Source organism: Sphaerisporangium sp. B11E5 (genome assembly GCF_039871875.1).
Classification (GTDB): Bacteria; Actinomycetota; Actinomycetes; order Streptosporangiales; family Streptosporangiaceae; genus Sphaerisporangium.
The window spans coordinates 53,682-73,888 of record NZ_JBDPMD010000038.1; the positions used below are offsets into that span (position 1 = coordinate 53,682).

Consider the following 20,207-nt stretch of genomic DNA (forward strand, 5'->3'; position numbering starts at 1 on the left):
CCCTTGATCAGCCGTGCGCGGCGGCCATGACCGCCTCGTCGATGTCCCTGCCCTCGGCGCGCGCCACGGCGGCGGCCTCGAGCACCCTCTTGTAGTCGGTCGGCATGACCTTGCCGAACCGCACCAGCGTGCCGTCCCAGTCGTCCAGCAGCGCCTTGGCCACCGTGGAGCCGGTCTCGGCCAGGTGGCGCTCCACGATGTCGCGCAGGAACTCCGAGTCCTCGTCGGTGAGCTCCTCGATGGCGACCATCTCGCGGTTGACCCGCACCGGGTCGAGGTCCAGCACGAAGGCGACGCCGCCCGACATGCCGGCCGCGAAGTTGCGCCCGGTCGGGCCGAGCACGACGGCCCGGCCGCCGGTCATGTACTCGCAGCCGTGGTCGCCGACGCCCTCCACCACGGCGGTGGCGCCGGAGTTGCGTACGCAGAACCGCTCCCCCACCACGCCGCGGATGAACGCCTCGCCGGACGTCGCGCCGTACAGCCCGACGTTGCCCGCGATGACCTGCGTCTCGGCGCTGAACGGCGCGTCGGGGTGCGGGCGCACGGTGACGCGGCCGCCGGACAGGCCCTTGGCGAGGTAGTCGTTGGCGTCGCCGGTGAGCCGCAGGGTGACGCCCTTCGGCAGGAACGCGCCGAAGGAGTTGCCCGCCGAGCCGGTGAACGTCACGTCGATGGTGTTGTCGGGCAGCCCGGCCCCGGCGTACCGCTTGGTCACCTCGTGGCCGAGCATGGTGCCGACCGTGCGGTTGACGTTGCGGATGGGCAGGTCCAGCGTCACCCGGTCGCCGTACTTCAGCGCGCCCTCGGCGAGCTGGATCAGCGTGTTGTCCAGCGCCTTCTCCAGGCCGTGGTCCTGCTCCACCGTGCGGTGCAGCGGCGTGCCCTCGGGCAGCGACGGCCGGTGCAGGATGGGCGACAGGTCCAGCCCGGACGCCTTCCAGTGGTCCTCGGCGGCCGAGGTGTCCAGGATCTCGGCGTGCCCGACGGCCTCGGCGACCGAGCGGAAGCCGAGCGCCGCGAGGTACTCGCGGACCTCCTCGGCGATGAACTCGAAGAAGTTGACCACGAACTCGGGCTTGCCGGCGAACCGCTTGCGCAGCTCGGGGTTCTGCGTGGCCACGCCGACCGGGCAGGTGTCCAGGTGGCAGACCCGCATCATGACGCAGCCGGACACCACCAGCGGCGCGGTGGCGAAACCGAACTCCTCGGCGCCGAGCAGCGCGGCGACCACCACGTCGCGGCCGGTCTTGAGCTGGCCGTCTGCCTGCACCACGATGCGGTCGCGCAGGCCGTTGAGCAGCAGGGTCTGCTGGGTCTCGGCGAGGCCGAGCTCCCACGGCGCGCCCGCGTGCTTGATCGAGGTGAGCGGCGAGGCGCCGGTGCCGCCGTCGTGGCCGGAGATCAGCACGACGTCGGCGTGGGCCTTGCTGACGCCCGCGGCCACCGTCCCGACCCCGACCTCGGCGACCAGCTTGACGTGCACGCGGGCCCGCGGGTTGGAGTTCTTCAGGTCGTGGATGAGCTGGGCGAGGTCCTCGATCGAGTAGATGTCGTGGTGCGGCGGCGGCGAGATGAGGCCGACGCCGGGCGTGGAGTGCCGGGTCTTGGCGATCCACGGGTACACCTTGTGGCCGGGAAGCTGGCCGCCCTCGCCGGGCTTGGCGCCCTGGGCCATCTTGATCTGCAGGTCGTCGGCGTTGACCAGGTACTCGCTGGTCACGCCGAACCGGCCGGAGGCCACCTGCTTGACCGCGCTGCGGCGCGCCGGGTCGTGCAGGCGGTCGGGCTCCTCGCCGCCCTCCCCGGTGTTGGACTTGCCGCCGAGGCGGTTCATGGCGATGGCGAGGGTCTCGTGCGCCTCGCGGGAGATCGACCCGTAGGACATCGCGCCGGTGGAGAACCGCTTGACGATCTCCGAGACCGGCTCGACCTCCTCGATCGGCACCGGCGGGCGCGCGCCCTCACGCAGCCGGAACAGGCCGCGCAGCGTCATGAGCTTCTCGGACTGCTCGTCCACCAGGCCGGTGTACTGCTTGAAGATCTCGTACCGGCGGGTGCGGGTGGCGTGCTGCAGCCGGAACACCGTCTCGGGGTTGAACAGGTGCGGCTCGCCCTCGCGGCGCCACTGGTACTCGCCGCCGACGTCCAGGCGCCGGTGGGCGTTCTCGGCCCGTGGGTACGCCCGCACGTGCCGCTGCCGCGCCTCCTCGGCCAGCACGTCGAAGCCGACGCCGCCGAGGCGCGAGGTGGTGCCCGCGAAGCAGGCGTCGATGACGTCCTGGCCGAGGCCGAGCGCCTCGAAGATCTGCGCGCCGGTGTAGGAGGCCACCGTGGACACGCCCATCTTGGACATGACCTTCAGGACGCCCTTGCCGTACGCCTTGATGAGGTTGCGCACCGCGGTGCGCGGCGGCAGGGTCAGCTCGCCCCGGGCCGTCATGTCCTCGACGGTCTCGATCGCGAGGTAGGGGTTGACCGCGGAGGCGCCGTACCCGATGAGCAGCGCCATGTGGTGGCACTCGCGGGCCTCGCCGGTCTCGATGACCAGGCCCACGCGGGTGCGGGACTTCTCGTGGATCAGGTGGTGGTGCACCGCGCCGGTGAGCATCAGCGACGGGATCGGCGCGAGACGCGCGTCCGAGCCGCGGTCGCTGAGCACGATGATGCGGGCGCCGTCCCTGATCGCCCGGGACACCTCCGCGCAGATCTCCTCGAGACGGTGCAGCAGGCCCTCGCCGCCGGTGGCCACCTCGTACAGACCGGACACCACGTGCGGCTGGAAGCCGGGCAGCGCGCCCTCGTCGTTGATGTGGATGATCTTGGCGAGCTCGGCGTTGTCGATCACCGGGTACGGCAGCACCAGCCGCCGGCAGGACGCCGAGCCCGGGGCGAGCAGGTTGCCCTCCGGGCCGATCGTGGTCTGCAGGGAGGTGACGAGCTCCTCGCGGATCGCGTCAAGCGGCGGGTTGGTGACCTGCGCGAAGAGCTGGCTGAAGTAGTCGAACAGCAGCCGGGGCTTCTCGCTCAGCACGGCCACCGGGGAGTCGGTGCCCATCGAGCCGATCGGCTCGGCGCCGCTGCGCGCCATCGGGGCGAGGATGATCCGCAGCTCCTCCTCGGTGTACCCGAAGGTCTGCTGCCGCTTGACCAGCGCCTCGTGGGTGACGATGGGGCGGTCGCGCTCGGGAAGCTCCTCGAAGCGCACCAGGCCCGCGTGCAGCCACTCGCCGTAGGGGTGCTCGGCGGCCAGCTCGGCCTTGATCTCGTCGTCCTCGATGATCGTGCCGCGGGAGGTGTCGACGAGGAACATCTTGCCGGGCTGGAGGCGGCCCTTGCGCACCACCTTGGACGGCTCGATGTCGAGCACGCCGGCCTCCGAGGCCAGCACCACCAGGCCGTCCACGGTCACCCAGAAACGGCCGGGACGCAGGCCGTTGCGGTCGAGCACGGCGCCGACCAGCGTGCCGTCGCTGAACGTGATGGACGCCGGGCCGTCCCATGCCTCCATCGAGGTGGAGTGGTACTCGTAGAACGCCCGCCGCGCCGGGTCCATCTCGGCGTGGTTCTCCCACGCCTCGGGGATCATCATGAGCACCGCGTGCGGCAGGGAGCGCCCGCCGAGGTGCAGCAGCTCCAAGCACTCGTCGAACGACGCGGTGTCGGAGGCGTCCGGGTCGCAGATCGGGAACAGCCGGTCCAGGTCGCCGGGGATCAGGTCGGTGGCCAGCATGGCCTCGCGGGCCCGCATCCAGTTGCGGTTGCCCTTGACCGTGTTGATCTCGCCGTTGTGCGCGACGTACCGGTACGGGTGCGCGAGCGGCCAGGACGGGAAGGTGTTGGTCGAGAAACGCGAGTGGACCAGCGCGATGGCGCTGGTGAACCGCTCGTCCGACAGGTCGGGGAAGAACGGCTCGAGCTGCGGCGTGGTCAGCATGCCCTTGTAGACGATGGTGCGGCACGACAGCGAGGGGAAGTAGACGTCCACCTCGTGCTCGGCGCGCTTGCGCAGGCAGAAGACCAGGCGGTCCAGGTCGATGCCGCTCTCGCCGCCCGGGGACGCCACGAAGAGCTGCTGGAAGGACGGCATGACCGCACGGGCGCTCGGGCCGGCGTGCGCGGTGTCGATCGGGACCTCGCGCCAGCCGAGGACCGTGAGGCCCTCCTCGGCGGCGATCTCCTCGATCATGCGGACGCCGATGGCGCGGGCCTCCTCGTCCACCGGGAGGAACGCGATGCCGGCGGCGTAGGAGCCGGCCGGCGGGAGGGGGAAGGGCACGTTGGCGCGCAGGAACGCGTCCGGCATCTGCGTGAGGATGCCGGCGCCGTCCCCGGTGTCCGGCTCGCTACCCTTGGCCCCCCGGTGATCGAGATTGCATAGGGCCGTCAGGGCCTTCGCCACGATGTCGTGGCTGCGGCGTCCCTGGACGTCCGCGACCATCGCGACACCGCAGGAGTCGTGCTCCTGCGAGGGGTGATACAGGCCCTGGGGCTCGGGGAGACCGAGGCGGGCAGCAGGCATTGAATCCCTCCCGTCGTCTTCGTCTGCTTCGTCTGGAATGGCGAGTGCAGGCAAGAGGGACGACGTTGGCCCTGCTGCTGTATGAGGTGTGTAGAGACTACCGCACCCTGCCGGAATAGTGCCCGCCAGGGGGGAATCGCGAACATTCACCACTGGATGGGCGCCCTGGTGGCCCCATCATGCGTCCCCGGCCGCACTATGGAACGAACCCCGGATGAACGTTATTCCACCGGATTTGGTGCTTAACCCTCCATATTTTGGTCGGTTTCCGGTCAAGTGCCGTCGCCGCCGGCCGCGTCCAGCACCCGGCGCTGCGCGAACCCGGCCAGCGGCTCCAAGGCGAGCTGGGGGAACGCGAGATCCGCCGTGCCGGCGCCCTCGGCGGCGCCCACCCAGTTCACGACCACGAAGTGGCCGAGGGCGCGGGCCTGCGCGCGGCTGCGGGCCGGGTCGAGCGCCGGCTGCCCGGGCGCGGGGCGCAGGAAACCGCCGCGGCGCGCCGGGTCGAGCGCCGCGACCAGGCGGTCGGCCGCCGCGCCGTCCGGCAGGTCGAACACGGCGTACTGCCCGGACACCCGGCCGTCACCGCCGGCGTACCCCGCCCGCACCACCTGGGCGCACCCGGTGGCCGCCTCCGCGACACCGCTGCCCCACAACGCCTCCGCGCAGTCGCCGGACGCCACGGTGCCGCGGCGCACCATGGTGACACCCTCGGCGCGCAACTCCGCCGTGGCCGGGCCGAACACCTCGCCCACGGTCAGCGGCCGGGAATCACCCTGGCGGGAGGCGATGGGCGCGTACAACGCGGAGGTGCGCTCCCCCCGGAACACCGCCGGGCTCGGCCCGGTCTCCGGACGGGTGAGCGCGAACGCCGCCACCCCGCCGCCGCCCAGCACCACCAAGGCGGCCGCGACGATCCACACGCGGGCCATCGCTCTCCCTCACCCGGCCGCCGGGGACGGGCCGGTCACGGCGACCACACGGCGGTAGACGGCCTTCTCGCCGGCGCGGGCCGCCAGCGTCAGGGACACGAAGTCGTCCTTGGGGGTCGGCTCGCGGCCGTCGGCCCGCGCCACCCAGACGAACCCGGCGTAGTGCCCCATCGCGTAGCCGCTGCCCTCGGCGTAGCCGTCGACGCCGAACGTCGCGGCGTCCGACTCCAGCGCACGGACCCAGCCACCGCCCCGGTAGAGGGTGGACATCTGCTGGACGAAGTCGCCGGCCCTCTTGGCGTCCGCCATGTTGAACAGCGTGTACTGCGCGACGTACCTGCGGTCGGCGCTCAGGTACAGCCCGCGCACCGCCTGGGAGCAGCCGGTCTCGGCGAGCCGGGCCAGGGCGCTGCCGCCCCACATGACGGGGGCGCAGGCGTCCAGGCGGCGGTTCAGCAGCTTCAGGGTGAGCTTGTCGCCCCTGACGGTCTTGACGGCGAAGACCTCCTCCGCGCGCAGCGGGGTGCGGTCGGCCGTGCGGTCGGCGATCGGGCCGAACAGCGCGGGCGACGGCCACGCCTGGTACTCCTCCGGGTGCGGCAGCCCGATCTCGGCGGAGGTGCCCGGCTCGGGCACCGGGTCATGGATGCCGAGACGGCTCACCACGAAGGTCAGGCCGGTCCCGCCGATCAGCACCGCCAGGACCACGCCCACCGCCGTCAGGGTGCGCTGCTGCCGCTCGCTCAGTCCCCGCTCCGACAGAGCGGGGACCTCGAACGAGGATCTGCGCCTCTTGCTGCTGCTGCGCCCGCTCACCGAACGCCGGCGCTCCCGACGTCACCCCGCGTCATCGGCTGCCCGCCTCCGGGCCGGCCGTCCGCGCCGGGACCTCCCCCGCGTCCGCCTGGTCGGCGGGGTGGGCGGGGTCGGCGGTGTCCTGGTCGAGCACGGGGACGACCGCGGGCGACGCCGGGGCGTCCTCCGCGTCGCCGTCACCGGGGGCCGTGCCGTCACCGGGCGTGTCGCCCGCCGGTGCCGTCCCACCCTCCGACGTGCTGCCGTCCGGTGACTCCTCGGCGGCCGCGGCGAGCTGGACCTGCTCGATCTCCTCGGCGTCGGCCTGGTCGGCGCCGTGGGCCTGGTCGAGGACGTCCTCGCCGGGGCCGGCCTCGGGGACCACGATCTCCGGGGTGGTCTTGTTCCTGGTGAGGTAGAGGTACACCAGGGCGCCGGCGAAGATGACGACCGAGGTCCACTGGTTGAGGCGCAGGCCGAGGATCTCGTGGGCCGGGTCGACCCGCAGGCCCTCGATCCAGAACCTGCCGAGGGTGTAGCCCGCGACGTACACCGCGAACAGCCGGCCGTGCCGCAGGGCGAACCGGCTGCCGATCAGCACCAGGACGCCGGCGAGCGCGAGGTCCCACAGCGACTCGTACAGGAACGCCGGGTGGTAGGTGGACACGCCGGGCACGGTGCCGGGACGCCCGGGGTCGATCTCCAGGCCCCACGGCAGCGTGGTGGGCCCGCCGAAGAGCTCCTGGTTGAAGTAGTTGCCCCAGCGGCCGATGGCCTGGGCCACCGCGATCCCGGGGGCGACGGCGTCGGCCACCGCGGACAGCGAGATGCCGCGGCGGCGGCAGGCGATCCACACGCCGACGGCGCCGAGCGCGATGGCGCCCCAGATGCCGAGGCCGCCGTGCCAGATGTACAGGGCGTCGATCGGGCGGTTCGGGGCGTTCGGCCCGAAGTACAACTGCCAGTCGGTGATGACGTGGTAGAGCCGCCCGCCGACCAGGCCGAACGGGACGGCCCAGACGGCCAGATCGGTGATGGTGCCCGGCTCGCCGCCGCGGGCGCGCCAGCGGCGCTCCCCGATCCAGACGGCGGCGATGACGCCGAGCACGATGCAAAGAGCGTACGCCCGCAGTGGGATCGGTCCGAGGTACCAGACCCCTTCGGACGGGCTGGGAATGGAGGCCAAGGGCATGTCAGGTGACGTTACCGCGTCCCGGCCCGCTGCGCGGCATCAAGGACCGCCCCGCGCAGCGCCGAGGGCGAGAAGGCGACCCTGTTGTCGAGTTCCGTGCCGTCCAGCCGCAGGGTGGGGGTGCCCTGGGTGATCACGCCGGAGGCCATGACCTTCTTGGTGTACGCGGCCTGTGCCTGCGCGTTCTTCATGGAGGTGACGCAGGAGGCGAACCCGGGGTCGGTCACCCCGGCCTCCTCCCCCCACTTCACGAGGTCGGAGAGGGCGAAGCCGCTGGAGGTCTCCGGCGGCTGCTCCTTGAACAGCCGGTCGTGGAAGGTGATCCACTGCCTGCCGTCGCGCACGCAGCGGGCGGCCGAGGAGGCGCGCATGGTGTTGGGGCCCGCGGGCTCCTCGCTGAAGATGGTGACCGGGTGGTAGACGACCTTGACCTTCCCGGCCGCGGCGAGGTTCTTGACGGTGGCGGCGCTGGCGCGCTCGAAGGCCTGGCAGGCGGGGCACTGGAAGTCCTCGTAGATGTCGAGGACGGGCTTGCTCACCCCGGGCCGCGCCATGACGACGGTGCCGTCGCTCTGCACGGTGACGGGCGCGAGGGCCGCGGTGGCGCGCTCGGAGCGGCCGGTCTGGACGTACCACCAGCCGCCGCCGAGCGTCGCGAGCGCCACCACCGTGACGGCACCGGCGGTGATCAGGCGCCTGCGGCGTTCGCGGCGGCGGTCCGCCTCACGCTGGGACCTGATCCGCTCACGGGCGGAGAGCTCTCGCGCGGCCTTGCTCATCAGGGGTTCTCCTTCACACCGGGCTGGGCGCCCCCAGCCCGTCGCCATCGACACCTTCCGCGTCGCCGTCGCCGTCCGCGTCGCGCGTCCCGCGGGGGCCGACCAGGCCGAGGGCCGAGTCGAGGGAGAGGCGCCCCGGGCCGAACCGCATGATCCAGACACCCAGCAGGAACAGCCCCGCGTCGCGCAGGAGCTCCCAGAGGTAGTTCGGGTCCTGATCGGCGCCGAGCTGCCCGCCGCCGCCGAAGCAGCCGCAGTCGATGCGCAGCCCGCGCGCCCACGCGGAGGCGATGCCGACCACGAAGGCCAGCATGAGCAGCGCGGAGACCGCGCCCGCCGCACGTGTGAGCAGCCCGATGACAAGCAGCACCCCTACGACGATCTCGACGATCGGCAGGCCGTAGCCCACCGCGGTGGCGACCTGTTCCGGCAGCAGCTCGTAAGCCTTGACGGCCTGGACGGACAACGCCGGCGTGCCGATCTTCAACCAGCCCGCGACGATGAGCACCCCGGCCACCACGAGCCTGGCGGCGGTCGTCACCCAGGGTAGCGCGTCACGTACGTTCAGCGACCTCATCGGCACGCTCTTCTCGCTGTCATCGACGTCTCCTAGTTCGGCCACGGGCTCCCTGCTCGTGACGGCCGTCACGCGCAGGGAGGGCGCCGTACGGCCGGGCGCCGGGGCCGCGGCACGCGGCCGTCACCTGGCGCTACCGCCGTAGGCTACCGGCTGACCACCCCATCATGGCCTCGATAAGCGGCGGGTAAACGATCGTGGGACACGACGAGGGAGCGCGGCCGTGGCCGCGCTCCCTCTGTGCCGCCGGGCTCGTGCGGCCCGTCAGGTCTCGGGGCGGGTGCGGACGCCGGTGGCGAGCTCCTCGGCGAGGGCGCGGACGGCGGTGAGGCCCTCGGACTCGTCCGCGGCGTCGAGGATGCGGCGGATGAAGGCGGAGCCGACGATGACGCCGTCGGCGTAGGCCGCCACCTCGGCGGCCTGGGAGCCGGTGCCGACGCCGAGGCCGACGCAGACCGGCAGGTCGGTGTGCGCCTTGGTGCGCTTCACGAGGCCCTCGGCGGCGGCGCTGACGCTGGTGCGGGCGCCGGTGACGCCCATCAGGGACGCGGCGTAGACGAAGCCGGTGCAGCAGTCGGCGACGGCGCGGATGCGCTCGTCGGTGGAGCTCGGCGCGACCAGGAACACGGTGCCGAGGCCCGCGGACGCCGCGGCCTCCCGCCACGGGCCGGCCTCCTCGGGGGTGAGGTCGGGGGTGATGACCCCCGCGCCGCCCGCGTCGGCGAGCTCACGCGCGAAACGCTCGGCGCCGTAGCGGTCGACGGGGTTCCAGTACGTCATGACCAGCACGGCCGCGCCGGAGGCCGCGACGCCCTCGACGGTGCGCATCACGTCGGCGATGCGGGTGCCGTTGGTGAGGGCCCGGTGCACGGCGTCCTGGATCGTGGGGCCGTCCATCAGCGGATCGGAGTACGGCAGGCCGATCTCGATGACGTCGCACCCGGCTTCCACCATGGCGGTCGCGGCGGCGACGGCGCCGTCCTTGGTCGGGAAACCGGCGGGGAGGTACCCGATGAGCGCGGCGCGCCGGTCGGCCCGCGTCTTCTCGAACACCGTGTGCAGATTGGTCATGTCAGGTCGTCCCGTTGCCAGCAGAGATCACAGGTTGAAGTACTTCATCGCGGTGCCCATGTCCTTGTCGCCCCGGCCGGAGAGGTTGACCAGGATGACGGCCTCGGGCCCGAGCTCCCGCCCGAGCCTGGCCGCGCCCGCGAGGGCGTGGGCCGACTCGATGGCCGGGATGATGCCCTCGGTGCGGGCGAGCAGGGAGAACGCCTCCATCGCCTCGGCGTCGGTGACGCCGTGGTAGGTGGCGCGGCCGGAGTCCTTGAGCCAGGCGTGCTCGGGGCCGACCCCCGGGTAGTCGAGGCCCGCCGAGATCGAGTGGGACTCGATGGTCTGGCCCTCGTCGTCCTGCAGGACGTAGGTGCGCGAGCCGTGCAGCACGCCGACCGAGCCCTCGGTGAGGGTGCAGGCGTGCTCGCCGGACTCCACGCCGTGCCCCGCGGCCTCGTAGCCGTGCAGCGCGACGTCCTTGTCCTCGATGAACGGGTGGAAGATGCCGATCGCGTTGGAGCCGCCGCCGACGGCCGCGCACACCGCGTCGGGCAGGCGGCCGGTGAGCTCCTGCACCTGGCGGCGCGCCTCGACACCGATGATGCGGGCGAAGTCGCGCACCATCTCGGGGAACGGGTGCGGGCCCGCCACGGTGCCGAAGAGGTAGTGGGTGGTGTCGACGTTGGTCACCCAGTCGCGGAACGCCTCGTTGATGGCGTCCTTGAGGGTGCGGCTGCCGTTGGAGACCGGGACGACGGTGGCGCCGAGCAGCTTCATGCGGGCGACGTTGAGCGCCTGGCGCTCGCAGTCGACCTCGCCCATGTAGACGACGCACTCCAGGCCGAGCAGCGCGCAGGCGGTGGCGGTGGCCACGCCGTGCTGCCCGGCGCCGGTCTCGGCGATGACGCGGGGCTTGCCGAGGCGCTTGGTGAGCAGCGCCTGGCCGAGCACGTTGTTGATCTTGTGGGCGCCGGTGTGGGTGAGGTCCTCGCGCTTGAGGAGCACCCGGGCGCCGCCCGCCGACTCGGCGAACCGGCGCACCTCGGTGATCGTGGTCGGGCGGCCGGCGTAGGTGCGCAGCAGGTGCTCGAACTCGCTCACGAAGGCGGGGTCGGCCTTGGCCTCGGCGTAGGTGCGCGCCACCTCGTCCAGGGCCGGGATCAGGGCCTCAGGGACGAAACGGCCACCGAAGGCGCCGAAGCGGCCGCGGGCGTCGGGGTCGTTCTCCACAGCGCCGCCGGCGAGGTCGTCCGTGGTGATCAGGGTGCCTTCTGCGATCGTCACTGCTGCCTCTCCGGTCCGGGTCCGTTGTCCAGTCGGGACGCGGGGTGCGCGCCGGCGGTGACCAGGTCGACCACCGCGGCCCGGGGGTCCTTGCCCGTCACCAGGCTCTCCCCGACGAGCACCGCGTCGGCGCCGGCCCTGGCGTAGGCCAGCAGGTCGTGCGGGCCGCGGACGCCGGACTCGGCGATCTTGATGACGCCGTCCGGGATCTTGGGCGCCAGTTGGGAGAATATCTCGCGATCGACCTGGAGTGTCTTCAGGTCGCGCGCGTTCACCCCGATGATCTTGGCGCCGGCGTCCAGGGCGCGGGCCAGCTCGTCCTCGTCGTGCACCTCGACCAGCGGCGTCAGGCCGATGGACTCGGCACGCTCGATCAGGGAGACCAGGGCGTTCTGGTCGAGGGCCGCCACGATGAGCAGCGCCAGGTCGGCGCCGTAGGCCCGCGCCTCCCAGAGCTGGTAGGAGCTGACCACGAAGTCCTTGCGCAGGATGGGGATGTCGACGGCCGCGCGCACGGCGGCGAGGTCGGCGAGGCTGCCGCCGAACCTGCGGCCCTCGGTGAGCACGCTGATGACGTGGGCGCCGCCGGCCTCGTAGTCGGCGGCGAGCGCGGCGGGGTCGGCGATGGCGGCCAGCGCGCCCTTGGACGGGCTGGAGCGCTTGACCTCGGCGATGACCGACACCTTGTCGCCGCCGAGCGCGGCGTAGACGTCCCTGGCCGCCGGGGCCAGCCGCGCGCGGTCCTTGAGCTCCGCCAGCGACACGGACTTCTCGCGCTCGGCGAGGTCGGCCCGCACCCCTTCCAAGATCTCGTCGAGCACGCTCACTTGATCTCCTCGCTAGGCTCGCTCACCCGATCAGGGTCCCTCCCGGTCGACCTCCGCGGGCCGAGGACGCCACACCGCTCGATCGGCTCGACCGACTCGGGGGCCTGATCCTCACCCGACCTTGCCCTGCCGATGGTATCGGGCTAATCACCGTCACCTCGCCACAGGGGTGGCCGACCGGGAAAACTTAGGGGCCCAGGAAAGCCGCGAAAGGCAGATTCCTCACAACGCCAAAGACAATGACGACCCCCAGGTACCCCCATATCACCGCCCCCCACCGGCCCCCCCAACGCTGCGCCCGCCCCCGCCACGCCCGTACCGCCCAGATCGACCACCAGACCACCACCAGAGGGATCGTCACGAGCAACAACGGATTGAGCCCCACCGCCGCACCCACGTCCCCCCGCGTGAGCGCGTGCAGAGCCCGCAACCCCCCGCACCCCGGGCAGTACAGCCCGGTGAGCCACAGAAGCGGACACGGCGGGTAGTGCCCAGGCTCCCCAGGATCCACCGCCCCCACATACGCCACCCCGGCCGCCACGAGCGCCGCCGCCCCGAGAGGCGCGATCCGGGCCCATGTCGCCGGCCGGACTCCTGCGTGATTTGTCATGAAGAAAACCTATAAACGAGGAAATTAGGAGCCCAGACCGCCACGGCCCCCGCCCGTACTTTCACAACCACCACCGGCCAGCGCACCCACACTTTCACAGCCACTGTCCGCCGGTGCCATTCGATTGTCATCCCTCCCCGCACCCCTGACGATCCCCCACCCGTAATCGCCCCGTGAGCCGCCGACCACACCCGACCGCCTCCCACGAACCCCCGGTCCCGTAGCCCGGCACACGGAGCCATTCTCGGTCCCCCCCATAGCGCCTCCGCCAACCCCCGGGGCCCGTAGCCCGGCAGGCGGGGCCGTCCTCAGTCGCCCCCCTAGCACCTCCCACAAACTCCCATGCCGTAGCGCGACGCGTGTGGCCGTCGGTCCCCCCGTAGCATCTCCGCCAAACCGCGGGGCCCGTGGCCTGGCAGGCGCCCGTCCTCGGTCCCTCCGTAGCACCTCCCACAAACCCGGGGGCCCGGAGCCGGCGCGCGGGGCCGTCCTCGGTCCCCGTAGCGCCTCCGCCAAGCCCCGGGGCCCGTAGCCCGGCAGGCGGGGCCGTCCTCGGTCGCCCCCGTAGCACCTCCGCCACACCCCGGGGCCTGTGGCCCGGCGCGCGGGGCGTCCTCGGTCCCCCCCGTAGCACCTCCGCCACACCCCGGGGCCTGTGGCCCGGCACGCGGGATCGTCCTCGGTCCCCCGTGGCACCTCCCGCAAACCCGATGCCGTGACGCGATGCGCGGGGCGTCCTCGGTCCCCCGGCAGCTCCCACAAACGCCCGATGCCGTAGCGCGACGTGCGAGGCCGTTCTTGGTGTCGCTCGCCGTGCTTCGGGCGTGATGTTCACACCACCCGCCGCCGGTATCGATTGTCAGCCTTTACCGTGGCCCTCACGATCCCCCGGCCGGGGATCGTCGGTGGGGTCCTCTCCGCGGTCCAGCGCCTCCCACAATCCTCGGTCTCCCTCGTGAGGGGTGCGGGGTCCGTCCCCCGTGCCGCCCACTGGGCGGTCGTAGCGGGTGGACATGCCTGGCCAGCGGCGGCCGCGGAGGACGGCGACGACGCCGGCGCCGGCCAGGGCGGCGCCGCCGAGGGCGGCGAGGGCGGGCCAGAGCCACGTGGTGGCGACGGTGACCTGTTCGCCGGCGGCCAGTGTGACCCGCTCGCGGGCGACGGCGACCACCTGGCCCGCGGAGGCGCCACGGAGCGCGGACACCGCGAGGGCGGCGCCGCACAGCGCGACGACCGCGCCCACGACGGAACGCCAGACGCCGCGGGTGGCGAGCACCGCCACGACGGCGGCGAAGGCCGCGAGGGCGAGCGGTCCGAGGGCCGGCACCAGGTCGTTGCCGGCGACCTCCACCGGCGCCGCCCGCACGCCGGGGGCGCCGAAGAACTGGGCGGTCGCCCACGTGCGGCCGCCCGCGATCAGCGCCACACCGGCGCCGGCGGCGCCCGCCACCACGAACCCGGCGAGCGCCCGCCGCGCCCCGTCGCCGGTCATCGCGCCACCTTCAGACGCCGCTCGCGTGCGCCGCGTCCCGTCGCCGGTCATCGCGTCACCTTCACCCGGATACCTCCAGGGCGCCGGCGTCGAAGCAGGTGCGGTCGCCGGTGTGGCAGGCGACGCCGGTCTGGTCGACCTTGAGGAGGATGGTGTCGCCGTCGCAGTCCAGGGCGGCGTGGCGGACGAGCTGGACGTTGCCGGAGGTCTCGCCCTTGACCCAGTAGTCGCGGCGGCTGCGGGACCAGTAGGTCGCGCGGCCGGTGGTGAGGGTGCGGTGCAGGGCCTCGTCGTCCATCCAGGCCATCATCAGCACCTCGCCGGTGTCGTACTGCTGCACGACGGCGGGCACCAGGCCCTGCGCGTCGCGCTTCAGCCGGTCCGCGATCTTCGGATCAAGAGACATAGCGCAATTCTGCCGCAACCACGCCCCGCTCCAGGTCACCCGGGGGGCGTGCCGCCGTCCCGGGCCTCCCGGCCCCCTCCCGGCCCCGCCGCCATCGTCCCGGCCCCGCCGCCCACCGTGCCGGCCCAGGCGACCACCGTCCTGGCGCAGACGACCACCATCCCGGCACAGACGACCACCATCCCAGCGCCTACGACCACCATCCCAGCGCCTGCGACCACCATCCTGGCCATGGCGACCACCGTCCCAGCGCCTGTGACCACCGTCCTGGCCCAGGCGACCACCGGCCCGGCCCAAGGGACCGCCGTTCCAGTGCCTGCGGCCGCCGTGCCGGCACAGACTCTCACCGTCCCGGCCTCGCCGCCCGCCGTCGCGGCTCGCCCGGGACTGCCGGGGCGGCGCACGGGACTCGTCGGCCCGTTCGCGGCGCCCGCGGCGCGGGCACGCGTCCCTGGAGGTGTGCCGGGGCGCGCCAGGCGCGGCGTGTCTTGTCGCGTGCGCCGGGTTTCTCGCGGGCGCGCCGGGGCCGGCTGGGGGCTTCTGGGGCCGGCGGCGGCAGGCGGGGCGGGTGGGGGCGGTGGGGTGAGCAACATCGGGCAACATCTGGGTATCGCGGGTACGGCTCGCACTACGGTCGGGGGGACGCTGGACAGCCCGAGGGAAAACGAGCAGGTGACCCCATGCCACCCTCCCGCATCACCGAGGCCAAGGGGATCCTGGCCGCGCGGCTGCGCGAGATCCGTAACGACGCCGGGCTGACCGCCCGGAGCCTGGCGGCGGAGGCCGGGTGGCACTTCTCCAAGGTTTCCAAGATCGAGCACGCGGCGCAGATGCCGGCGGAGAACGACATCCGGACGTGGTGCCGGGTGTGCAAGGCAGAGGAGTACGTCGTGGATCTCATCGCGGCGGTACGCAACATCGACTCGATGTACACCGAGTGGCGGCGGCTGGAGAGCACAGGGCTGCGGCACGTGCAGGAGTCGTTCCAGCGGCTGTACCAGGACACCCGGCAGTTCCGGGTGTTCCAGCACTCCGCGGTGCCGGGGCTGCTGCAGACGCCGGGGTACGCACGCGCGCACCTGCGGGCGGTCATCGATTTCCGCGGCATCCCGGACGACCTGGAGTCCGCGGTGGCGGCCCGTCTCGCGCAGCAGGACGTGTTGCGCGCGGGCGGCAAGCGGTTCATGTTCGTCGTCGGCGAGCAGGCGCTGCGCACCCCGGTGTGCGGCGAGGACGAGATGGTGGCGCAACTGGAGCGGCTGGCGGAGCTGACGACCAACATGCCGCAACTCAGCTTCGGCGTGATCCCCGCCAGCACGCCCCCGCCCATCATGCCGCCCGAGAACTTCTGGATCTATGACGACAATCAAGTCAGAGTGGACACCATACCGGGACAGTTCCGGATCAAGGCTCCCACCGACGTGGCGCTGTACGAGAAGGCGTTCACCGCTCTGGCGGGAGCCGCGGTGTACGGCAAGGCGGCGCGCGACCTCATCGAGGCGAGGTCGAGCGCGTTGCGAGGAACATGACGCAACATCGTTGATCGTGTGGACCGTGAGCGCCTAGCGTCTCGGGCGACGCGGCGGGCGGGCCCCTTTTATGAGATTTGTCGGACTTGCGAATGACGGAGCCTCTCATGACGACCCCCGACGGCGTCGCGACCGCGGCAGCCCGCCATCTGCACCTGCTGGCCGACCACCTGCAGACCCGGGACCTCCACGTGAGGGTCGCCGCCGCGCGCAGCGGCCTGCCCCAGCTCATCTTGGTCCGCACGGCGCTGCCCAGCTGGTCGGAGGTGGTGTACGCGGCCCAGCGTGCCGGTACCTGGTGGTTCTGGTGGTCCTGGGCCGAGCCGATCGCCCCGGTGACCGACCTGACCACGGCCATCACCCGCATCCGCCGCCTGTTCGCCGCCTCGGGCACCCGCAGGCGCTGACGTCCCCGCGGACCCGCGGCACCGTCGCCGCCGCGCCCGGCCCGCCGCACCGCCGGCGGGCCGGGAAGCGGGGTCAGGACAGCTTGCTGGAGGTGGCCCAGGAGGCGTGCAGGTCGGCGTAGACGCCGTCCACCGCGACCAGCTCGGCGTGCGGGCCGCGCTGCACGATGCGGCCGTGGTCGAAGACGAGGATCTCGTCGGCGGCCTCGGCGGTGGACAGGCGGTGCGCGATGGACACCGCGGTGCGGCCCCGCGTGACGCCGTCCATGGCCCGGGCCAGCCGGACCTCGGTGGCGGGGTCCACGGCGGAGGTGGCCTCGTCGAGGAGCAGCAGGTCGGGGTCGGCCAGGTACGCGCGCGCGAGGGCCACGAGCTGGCGTTCGCCCGCCGACAGGGACTCGCCGCGCTGCCCCACGGGGGTGGCGAGCCCGGCGGCGAGACCGGCGACCCAGTCGGACAGGCCGAGCTCCTCCACGGCCCGGGCGATCTCGTCGTCGGTGGCGGAGGGGCGGCCGTAGCGGATGTTGTCGGCCAGTGTGCCGTCGAACAGGAAACCGTCCTGCGGGACCATGACGATGCGCTCGCGCAGCGAGGAGAACCGCAGGCGCCGCAGGTCCACGCCGTCCACCAGCACGCGGCCCTCGGTGGGGTCCATCAGGCGGGTGAGCAGCTTGGCGAAGGTCGTCTTGCCCGACCCGGTCTCCCCCACCACCGCGACCCGGGTGCGCGGCGCGACGTCCACCGACACGTCGTGCAGCACGGGCGGCCCGCCGGGGTAGGCGAACCCGACACCCTGGAAGGACACGGTGATCGGGCCGCGGGGCAGCGCCACGCCCTCGGGGCCGGGGTCGGCGACGTCGGCGGGTGTGTCGAGCACGCCGAGCACGCGGCGCCAGCCGGCGACGGCGTTCTGCGCGTCGTTGAGCACCTCGGTGGCGGTCTGCAGCGGGCTGATGAACAGCGTGATGAGGAACAGGAAGGCGACCAGGCGCCCGGCCGTCAGGTCGCCGGCGAGGCCGAGCTCCACCCCGAGCACCACGACCGCGGCGATGGCCACCGCGCCGACCAGCTCGGTGATGGGGAAGGTGAACGCGATGATCTTCTGGGCGCGGGACTGCGCGGCCCGGTGCGCGTCCACGGTCTCGTCGATGCGCCGCGCGGTGCGGTCCTCCGAGCCGTACGCCCGGATCACCGCGCTGCCCACCACGGACTCGCTGATCGCGGCCAGCATGTCGCCGGCCCGCTCGCGCACCCGGGTGTAGGCGCGGGCCACCCAGCGCTGGAACCGCGGCAGCGCGATCACCAGCGGGACGAAGCAGCCCCAGACGACCAGAGTGAGCTGCCAGGAGTACACCGCCATCAGCACGCTCGCGACGAAGAGCTGGCCGACGGAGATGATCACCATCAGCCCGCCCCACTGCATGAACGTGCTGATCTGGTCGACGTCGCCGGTGATCCTGGAGACCAGCGCGCCGCGCCGCTCGGTGTTCTGCGTCAGTACCGACAGGTCGTGCACGTGCCGGAACCCCTTGCCGCGCAGGCTGGCGAGGCCGGACTCGGTGGAGCGGTACAGCCGGACGTTCATCAGGTACCCGCACAGCGCGGTCAGCAGCACCGCCGCCGCGCACAGCAGCACGGCGTTCCGGATGAACGGGACGTCCGGCGCGCCGCCGGACAGGCCCTTGTCGATGACCTGCTGCACGGCGACCGGCACGATGATCTTGCCGACGGTGGCCAGCACCGCGAGCAGCAGCGTCACCGGCAGCCCTACCCGGAACTCCGGGGAGAGCCGGAGGCCGTGCCGGAGCGTGGCGATCGCCGAACGTTCCTCCACCCGCAGCGTGGTCACGCCGAGACCTCCTCGTCCGCCAGGTCCTCCATGTCGCGGGCGTCGTCCCGCGCTTCCTCGCCGAGCGCCGCCCGCTCGGCCTCCTCACGCTCGTAGGCGGTGACCAGGTCGCGGTACCCCGGGCAGCGCAGCAGCAGCCGTTCGTGGGTGCCCCGGTCGGCCACCGTGCCGTGCTCCAGGTACACCACCTCGTCGGCCAGCGCGATGGTGGCCATCCGGTAGGCGACCACCACCACGGTGGACCCGCCGGAGCCGTCCCGCAGCCCGCGCAGGATGCGGCCCTCCACCTGCGCGTCCACACTGGAGGTGGCGTCGTCCAGGATGAGCAGCCGCGGCTCGCGCACCAGCGCCCTCGCCAGGGCGAGACGTTGCCGCTGCCCGCCGGACAACGTCGCGCCGCGTTCGCCGATGCGGGTGTCGAGGCCCTTCGGCAGGGCGCTGACGAAGCCCTCGGCCTGGGCGAGCCGCAGCGCCGCCCAGATGCGCTCGTCGGGCACGGCGCCGTCGCCGGTGCCGAGGGTCAGGTTGCCGCGCACGGTGTCGTCGAACAGGAACGTCTGCTGCGGCACCAGCGCGGCGGTCGCGCTCACCTCGCCGCGGGCCAGCTCGCGCAGGTCGATGCCGTCCAGCAGCACCCGTCCCCCGTCGGGGTCGACGAGCCGGACCAGCAACTGGGTGAGCGTGGACTTGCCGGACCCGGTGGGCCCGACGACGGCGACGGTCCGGCCGGGCTGGACGTCGAACGTCACGCCGGTCAGCACCGGCACGCCGGGCGTGTAGCCGTACTCCACGTCGCGCGCCTCGATCCGGGCGCCGCCGGAGCCGCCGAGGCGGGTGGCGCCGTGTTCCATGGAGCCGGTCGCCGTCAACACCGCCTGGACCCGCGTCCAGCCGACCACGCTGCGCGGCAGCTCGGCGAGCACCCAGCCGAGGGCGCGGATGGGGAAGGCCAGCAGGGTGAACAGGTACGCCACCTGGATCAGCTCGCCGGCCGTGACGCCGCCCGACGACAGGCGCAGCGACCCGAAGCCGAGCACGGCGAGCACACCGAGCGTGGGCAGCGCCTCCAGCAGCGGGTCGAACATGCCGCGGATCCGGCCGACGGCGATGTTGGCGTCGCGCAGGCGGCCGGCCTTGGCCTGGAAACGGGCGGCCTCGTCGTCCTCGCGGCCGAGGGTCTTGACCACCAGGGCGCCGTCGAAGCTCTCGTGCGCGATCTCGCTCACCTCGGCGCGCAGTTGCTGCGCCTTCATCACCAGCGGGGAGAGCCTGCGCTGGTACACGAGGTTGAGCGCCGCGATGGCCGGGAAGATCAGGAAGCCGATCAGGGCCAGCACCGGGTCCACCAGCACGATCGCGGCGGCCGCGGTCACCAGCATCACGACCACGCCCACCGCCATCGGCAGCGGGGCGAGCGGCGCCCAGGCCGCCTCGACGTCGGAGCCGGCGTTGGACAGGAGCTGGCCGGTGGGGTGGCGGTGGTGCCAGGCGAGCGGCAGGCGCAGGTACTGACGGGTCACGTCGCGGCGGGAGCGGGCCTGCATGCGGTACTGCATGATGCCCGCGAGCACCCGGCGGGCGATCACCCCGCCGGCCTTGAGCACCGCGACGCCGACGATGAGCACGACGGCGGTCAGCAGGGCCCCGGTGGTGGCGTGGCCGTCGCGGAAGGCGGGCAGCACCGCCTCCTCGGTGGCCTTGCCGAGGGCCCAGGAGGAGCCGACGGTCATCACGCCGTAGACGGCGCTGCCGAGGACGGCCCCGGCGAAGATCCTTGGTTCCGCGCGCACGGCGTGGCCGATGACGCGGAACCCTTGGCGCATGACGGTCGGCTGGTTCTCCTGCTCGGTCGGCACGCGGGGGATCCTTTCGTCGGGACGACCGGTGGGTACGGGCCTTGGGGAAACGGCCTGCCTCAATCCCTATCATTCGCGGCAATCCATTTATTCC

General features: G+C 72.8%; 17 protein-coding genes. 2 read left to right on the forward strand and 15 right to left on the reverse strand.

Going from position 1 to position 20,207, the window contains the following annotated elements; translation table 11 throughout:
* Positions 1–7 precede the first annotated feature (7 nt).
* From gltB to ABGB17_RS28095, 13 genes are all read right to left on the reverse strand, one after another.
* The gene (gltB, locus tag ABGB17_RS28035; RefSeq protein WP_347634783.1) at positions 8–4,522 is read right to left on the reverse strand and encodes a glutamate synthase large subunit; all 4,515 of its coding nucleotides are present in this window, start codon (positions 4,520–4,522) and stop codon (positions 8–10) included.
* A gap of 272 nt (positions 4,523–4,794) precedes the next feature.
* The gene (locus ABGB17_RS28040) at positions 4,795–5,454 is read right to left on the reverse strand and encodes a hypothetical protein (protein WP_347634785.1); all 660 of its coding nucleotides are present in this window, start codon (positions 5,452–5,454) and stop codon (positions 4,795–4,797) included.
* A gap of 9 nt (positions 5,455–5,463) precedes the next feature.
* A complete protein-coding gene (locus ABGB17_RS28045) occupies positions 5,464–6,270 on the reverse strand; it encodes a hypothetical protein (protein WP_347634787.1) in 807 nt (268 codons plus the stop codon).
* A 31-nt stretch (positions 6,271–6,301) separates the two neighbouring features.
* On the reverse strand, positions 6,302–7,441 hold the full coding sequence (gene lgt / locus ABGB17_RS28050; RefSeq protein ID WP_347634789.1) for a prolipoprotein diacylglyceryl transferase: 1,140 nt from the start codon (positions 7,439–7,441) through the stop codon (positions 6,302–6,304).
* An 11-nt stretch (positions 7,442–7,452) separates the two neighbouring features.
* Positions 7,453–8,220: a thioredoxin domain-containing protein gene (locus tag ABGB17_RS28055; protein ID WP_347634791.1), complete on the reverse strand. Its 768-nt coding sequence runs from the start codon at positions 8,218–8,220 to the stop codon at positions 7,453–7,455.
* 13 nt (positions 8,221–8,233) lie between these two features.
* A complete protein-coding gene (locus ABGB17_RS28060) occupies positions 8,234–8,842 on the reverse strand; it encodes a DoxX family protein (RefSeq protein ID WP_347634793.1) in 609 nt (202 codons plus the stop codon).
* A gap of 219 nt (positions 8,843–9,061) precedes the next feature.
* Positions 9,062–9,868, reverse strand: a complete 807-nt coding sequence (gene trpA / locus ABGB17_RS28065; protein ID WP_347634795.1) for a tryptophan synthase subunit alpha — start codon at positions 9,866–9,868, stop codon at positions 9,062–9,064.
* Positions 9,869–9,895: 27 nt separating this feature from the next.
* Positions 9,896–11,083 (reverse strand): tryptophan synthase subunit beta, encoded by a 1,188-nt coding sequence (gene trpB / locus ABGB17_RS28070; RefSeq protein WP_347634853.1) that lies wholly within the window; start codon positions 11,081–11,083, stop codon positions 9,896–9,898.
* Positions 11,084–11,133: 50 nt separating this feature from the next.
* Positions 11,134–11,964 (reverse strand): indole-3-glycerol phosphate synthase TrpC, encoded by an 831-nt coding sequence (gene trpC, locus ABGB17_RS28075; RefSeq protein WP_347634797.1) that lies wholly within the window; start codon positions 11,962–11,964, stop codon positions 11,134–11,136.
* A 187-nt stretch (positions 11,965–12,151) separates the two neighbouring features.
* On the reverse strand, positions 12,152–12,574 hold the full coding sequence (locus ABGB17_RS28080) for a DUF2752 domain-containing protein (RefSeq protein WP_347634799.1): 423 nt from the start codon (positions 12,572–12,574) through the stop codon (positions 12,152–12,154).
* Positions 12,575–13,433: 859 nt separating this feature from the next.
* The gene (locus ABGB17_RS28085) at positions 13,434–14,066 is read right to left on the reverse strand and encodes a Trp biosynthesis-associated membrane protein (protein ID WP_347634801.1); all 633 of its coding nucleotides are present in this window, start codon (positions 14,064–14,066) and stop codon (positions 13,434–13,436) included.
* A 61-nt stretch (positions 14,067–14,127) separates the two neighbouring features.
* Positions 14,128–14,472 (reverse strand): phosphoribosyl-AMP cyclohydrolase, encoded by a 345-nt coding sequence (hisI, locus tag ABGB17_RS28090; RefSeq protein ID WP_347634803.1) that lies wholly within the window; start codon positions 14,470–14,472, stop codon positions 14,128–14,130.
* A 35-nt stretch (positions 14,473–14,507) separates the two neighbouring features.
* Positions 14,508–14,654, reverse strand: coding sequence for a hypothetical protein (locus tag ABGB17_RS28095; RefSeq protein WP_347634805.1), 147 nt, complete (start codon positions 14,652–14,654; stop codon positions 14,508–14,510).
* Positions 14,655–15,152: 498 nt separating this feature from the next.
* Here ABGB17_RS28095 and ABGB17_RS28100 point away from each other — a divergent pair, with 498 nt between their 5' ends.
* Both ABGB17_RS28100 and ABGB17_RS28105 read left to right on the forward strand, forming a co-directional pair.
* Complete coding sequence (locus ABGB17_RS28100) at positions 15,153–16,001, forward strand: helix-turn-helix transcriptional regulator (RefSeq protein ID WP_347634807.1); 849 nt, start codon at positions 15,153–15,155, stop codon at positions 15,999–16,001.
* Positions 16,002–16,108: 107 nt separating this feature from the next.
* Entirely contained in the window at positions 16,109–16,408 is a 300-nt protein-coding gene (locus ABGB17_RS28105) for a hypothetical protein (protein WP_347634809.1), read from the forward strand.
* Positions 16,409–16,481: 73 nt separating this feature from the next.
* Here ABGB17_RS28105 and ABGB17_RS28110 read toward each other — a convergent pair whose 3' ends face one another.
* Entirely contained in the window at positions 16,482–18,257 is a 1,776-nt protein-coding gene (locus ABGB17_RS28110) for an ABC transporter ATP-binding protein (protein WP_347634811.1), read from the reverse strand.
* Positions 18,254–20,080, reverse strand: coding sequence for an ABC transporter ATP-binding protein (locus tag ABGB17_RS28115; RefSeq protein WP_347634855.1), 1,827 nt, complete (start codon positions 20,078–20,080; stop codon positions 18,254–18,256). The genes ABGB17_RS28110 and ABGB17_RS28115 overlap by 4 nt, the downstream gene beginning before the upstream one ends.
* Positions 20,081–20,207: the final 127 nt, after the last annotated feature.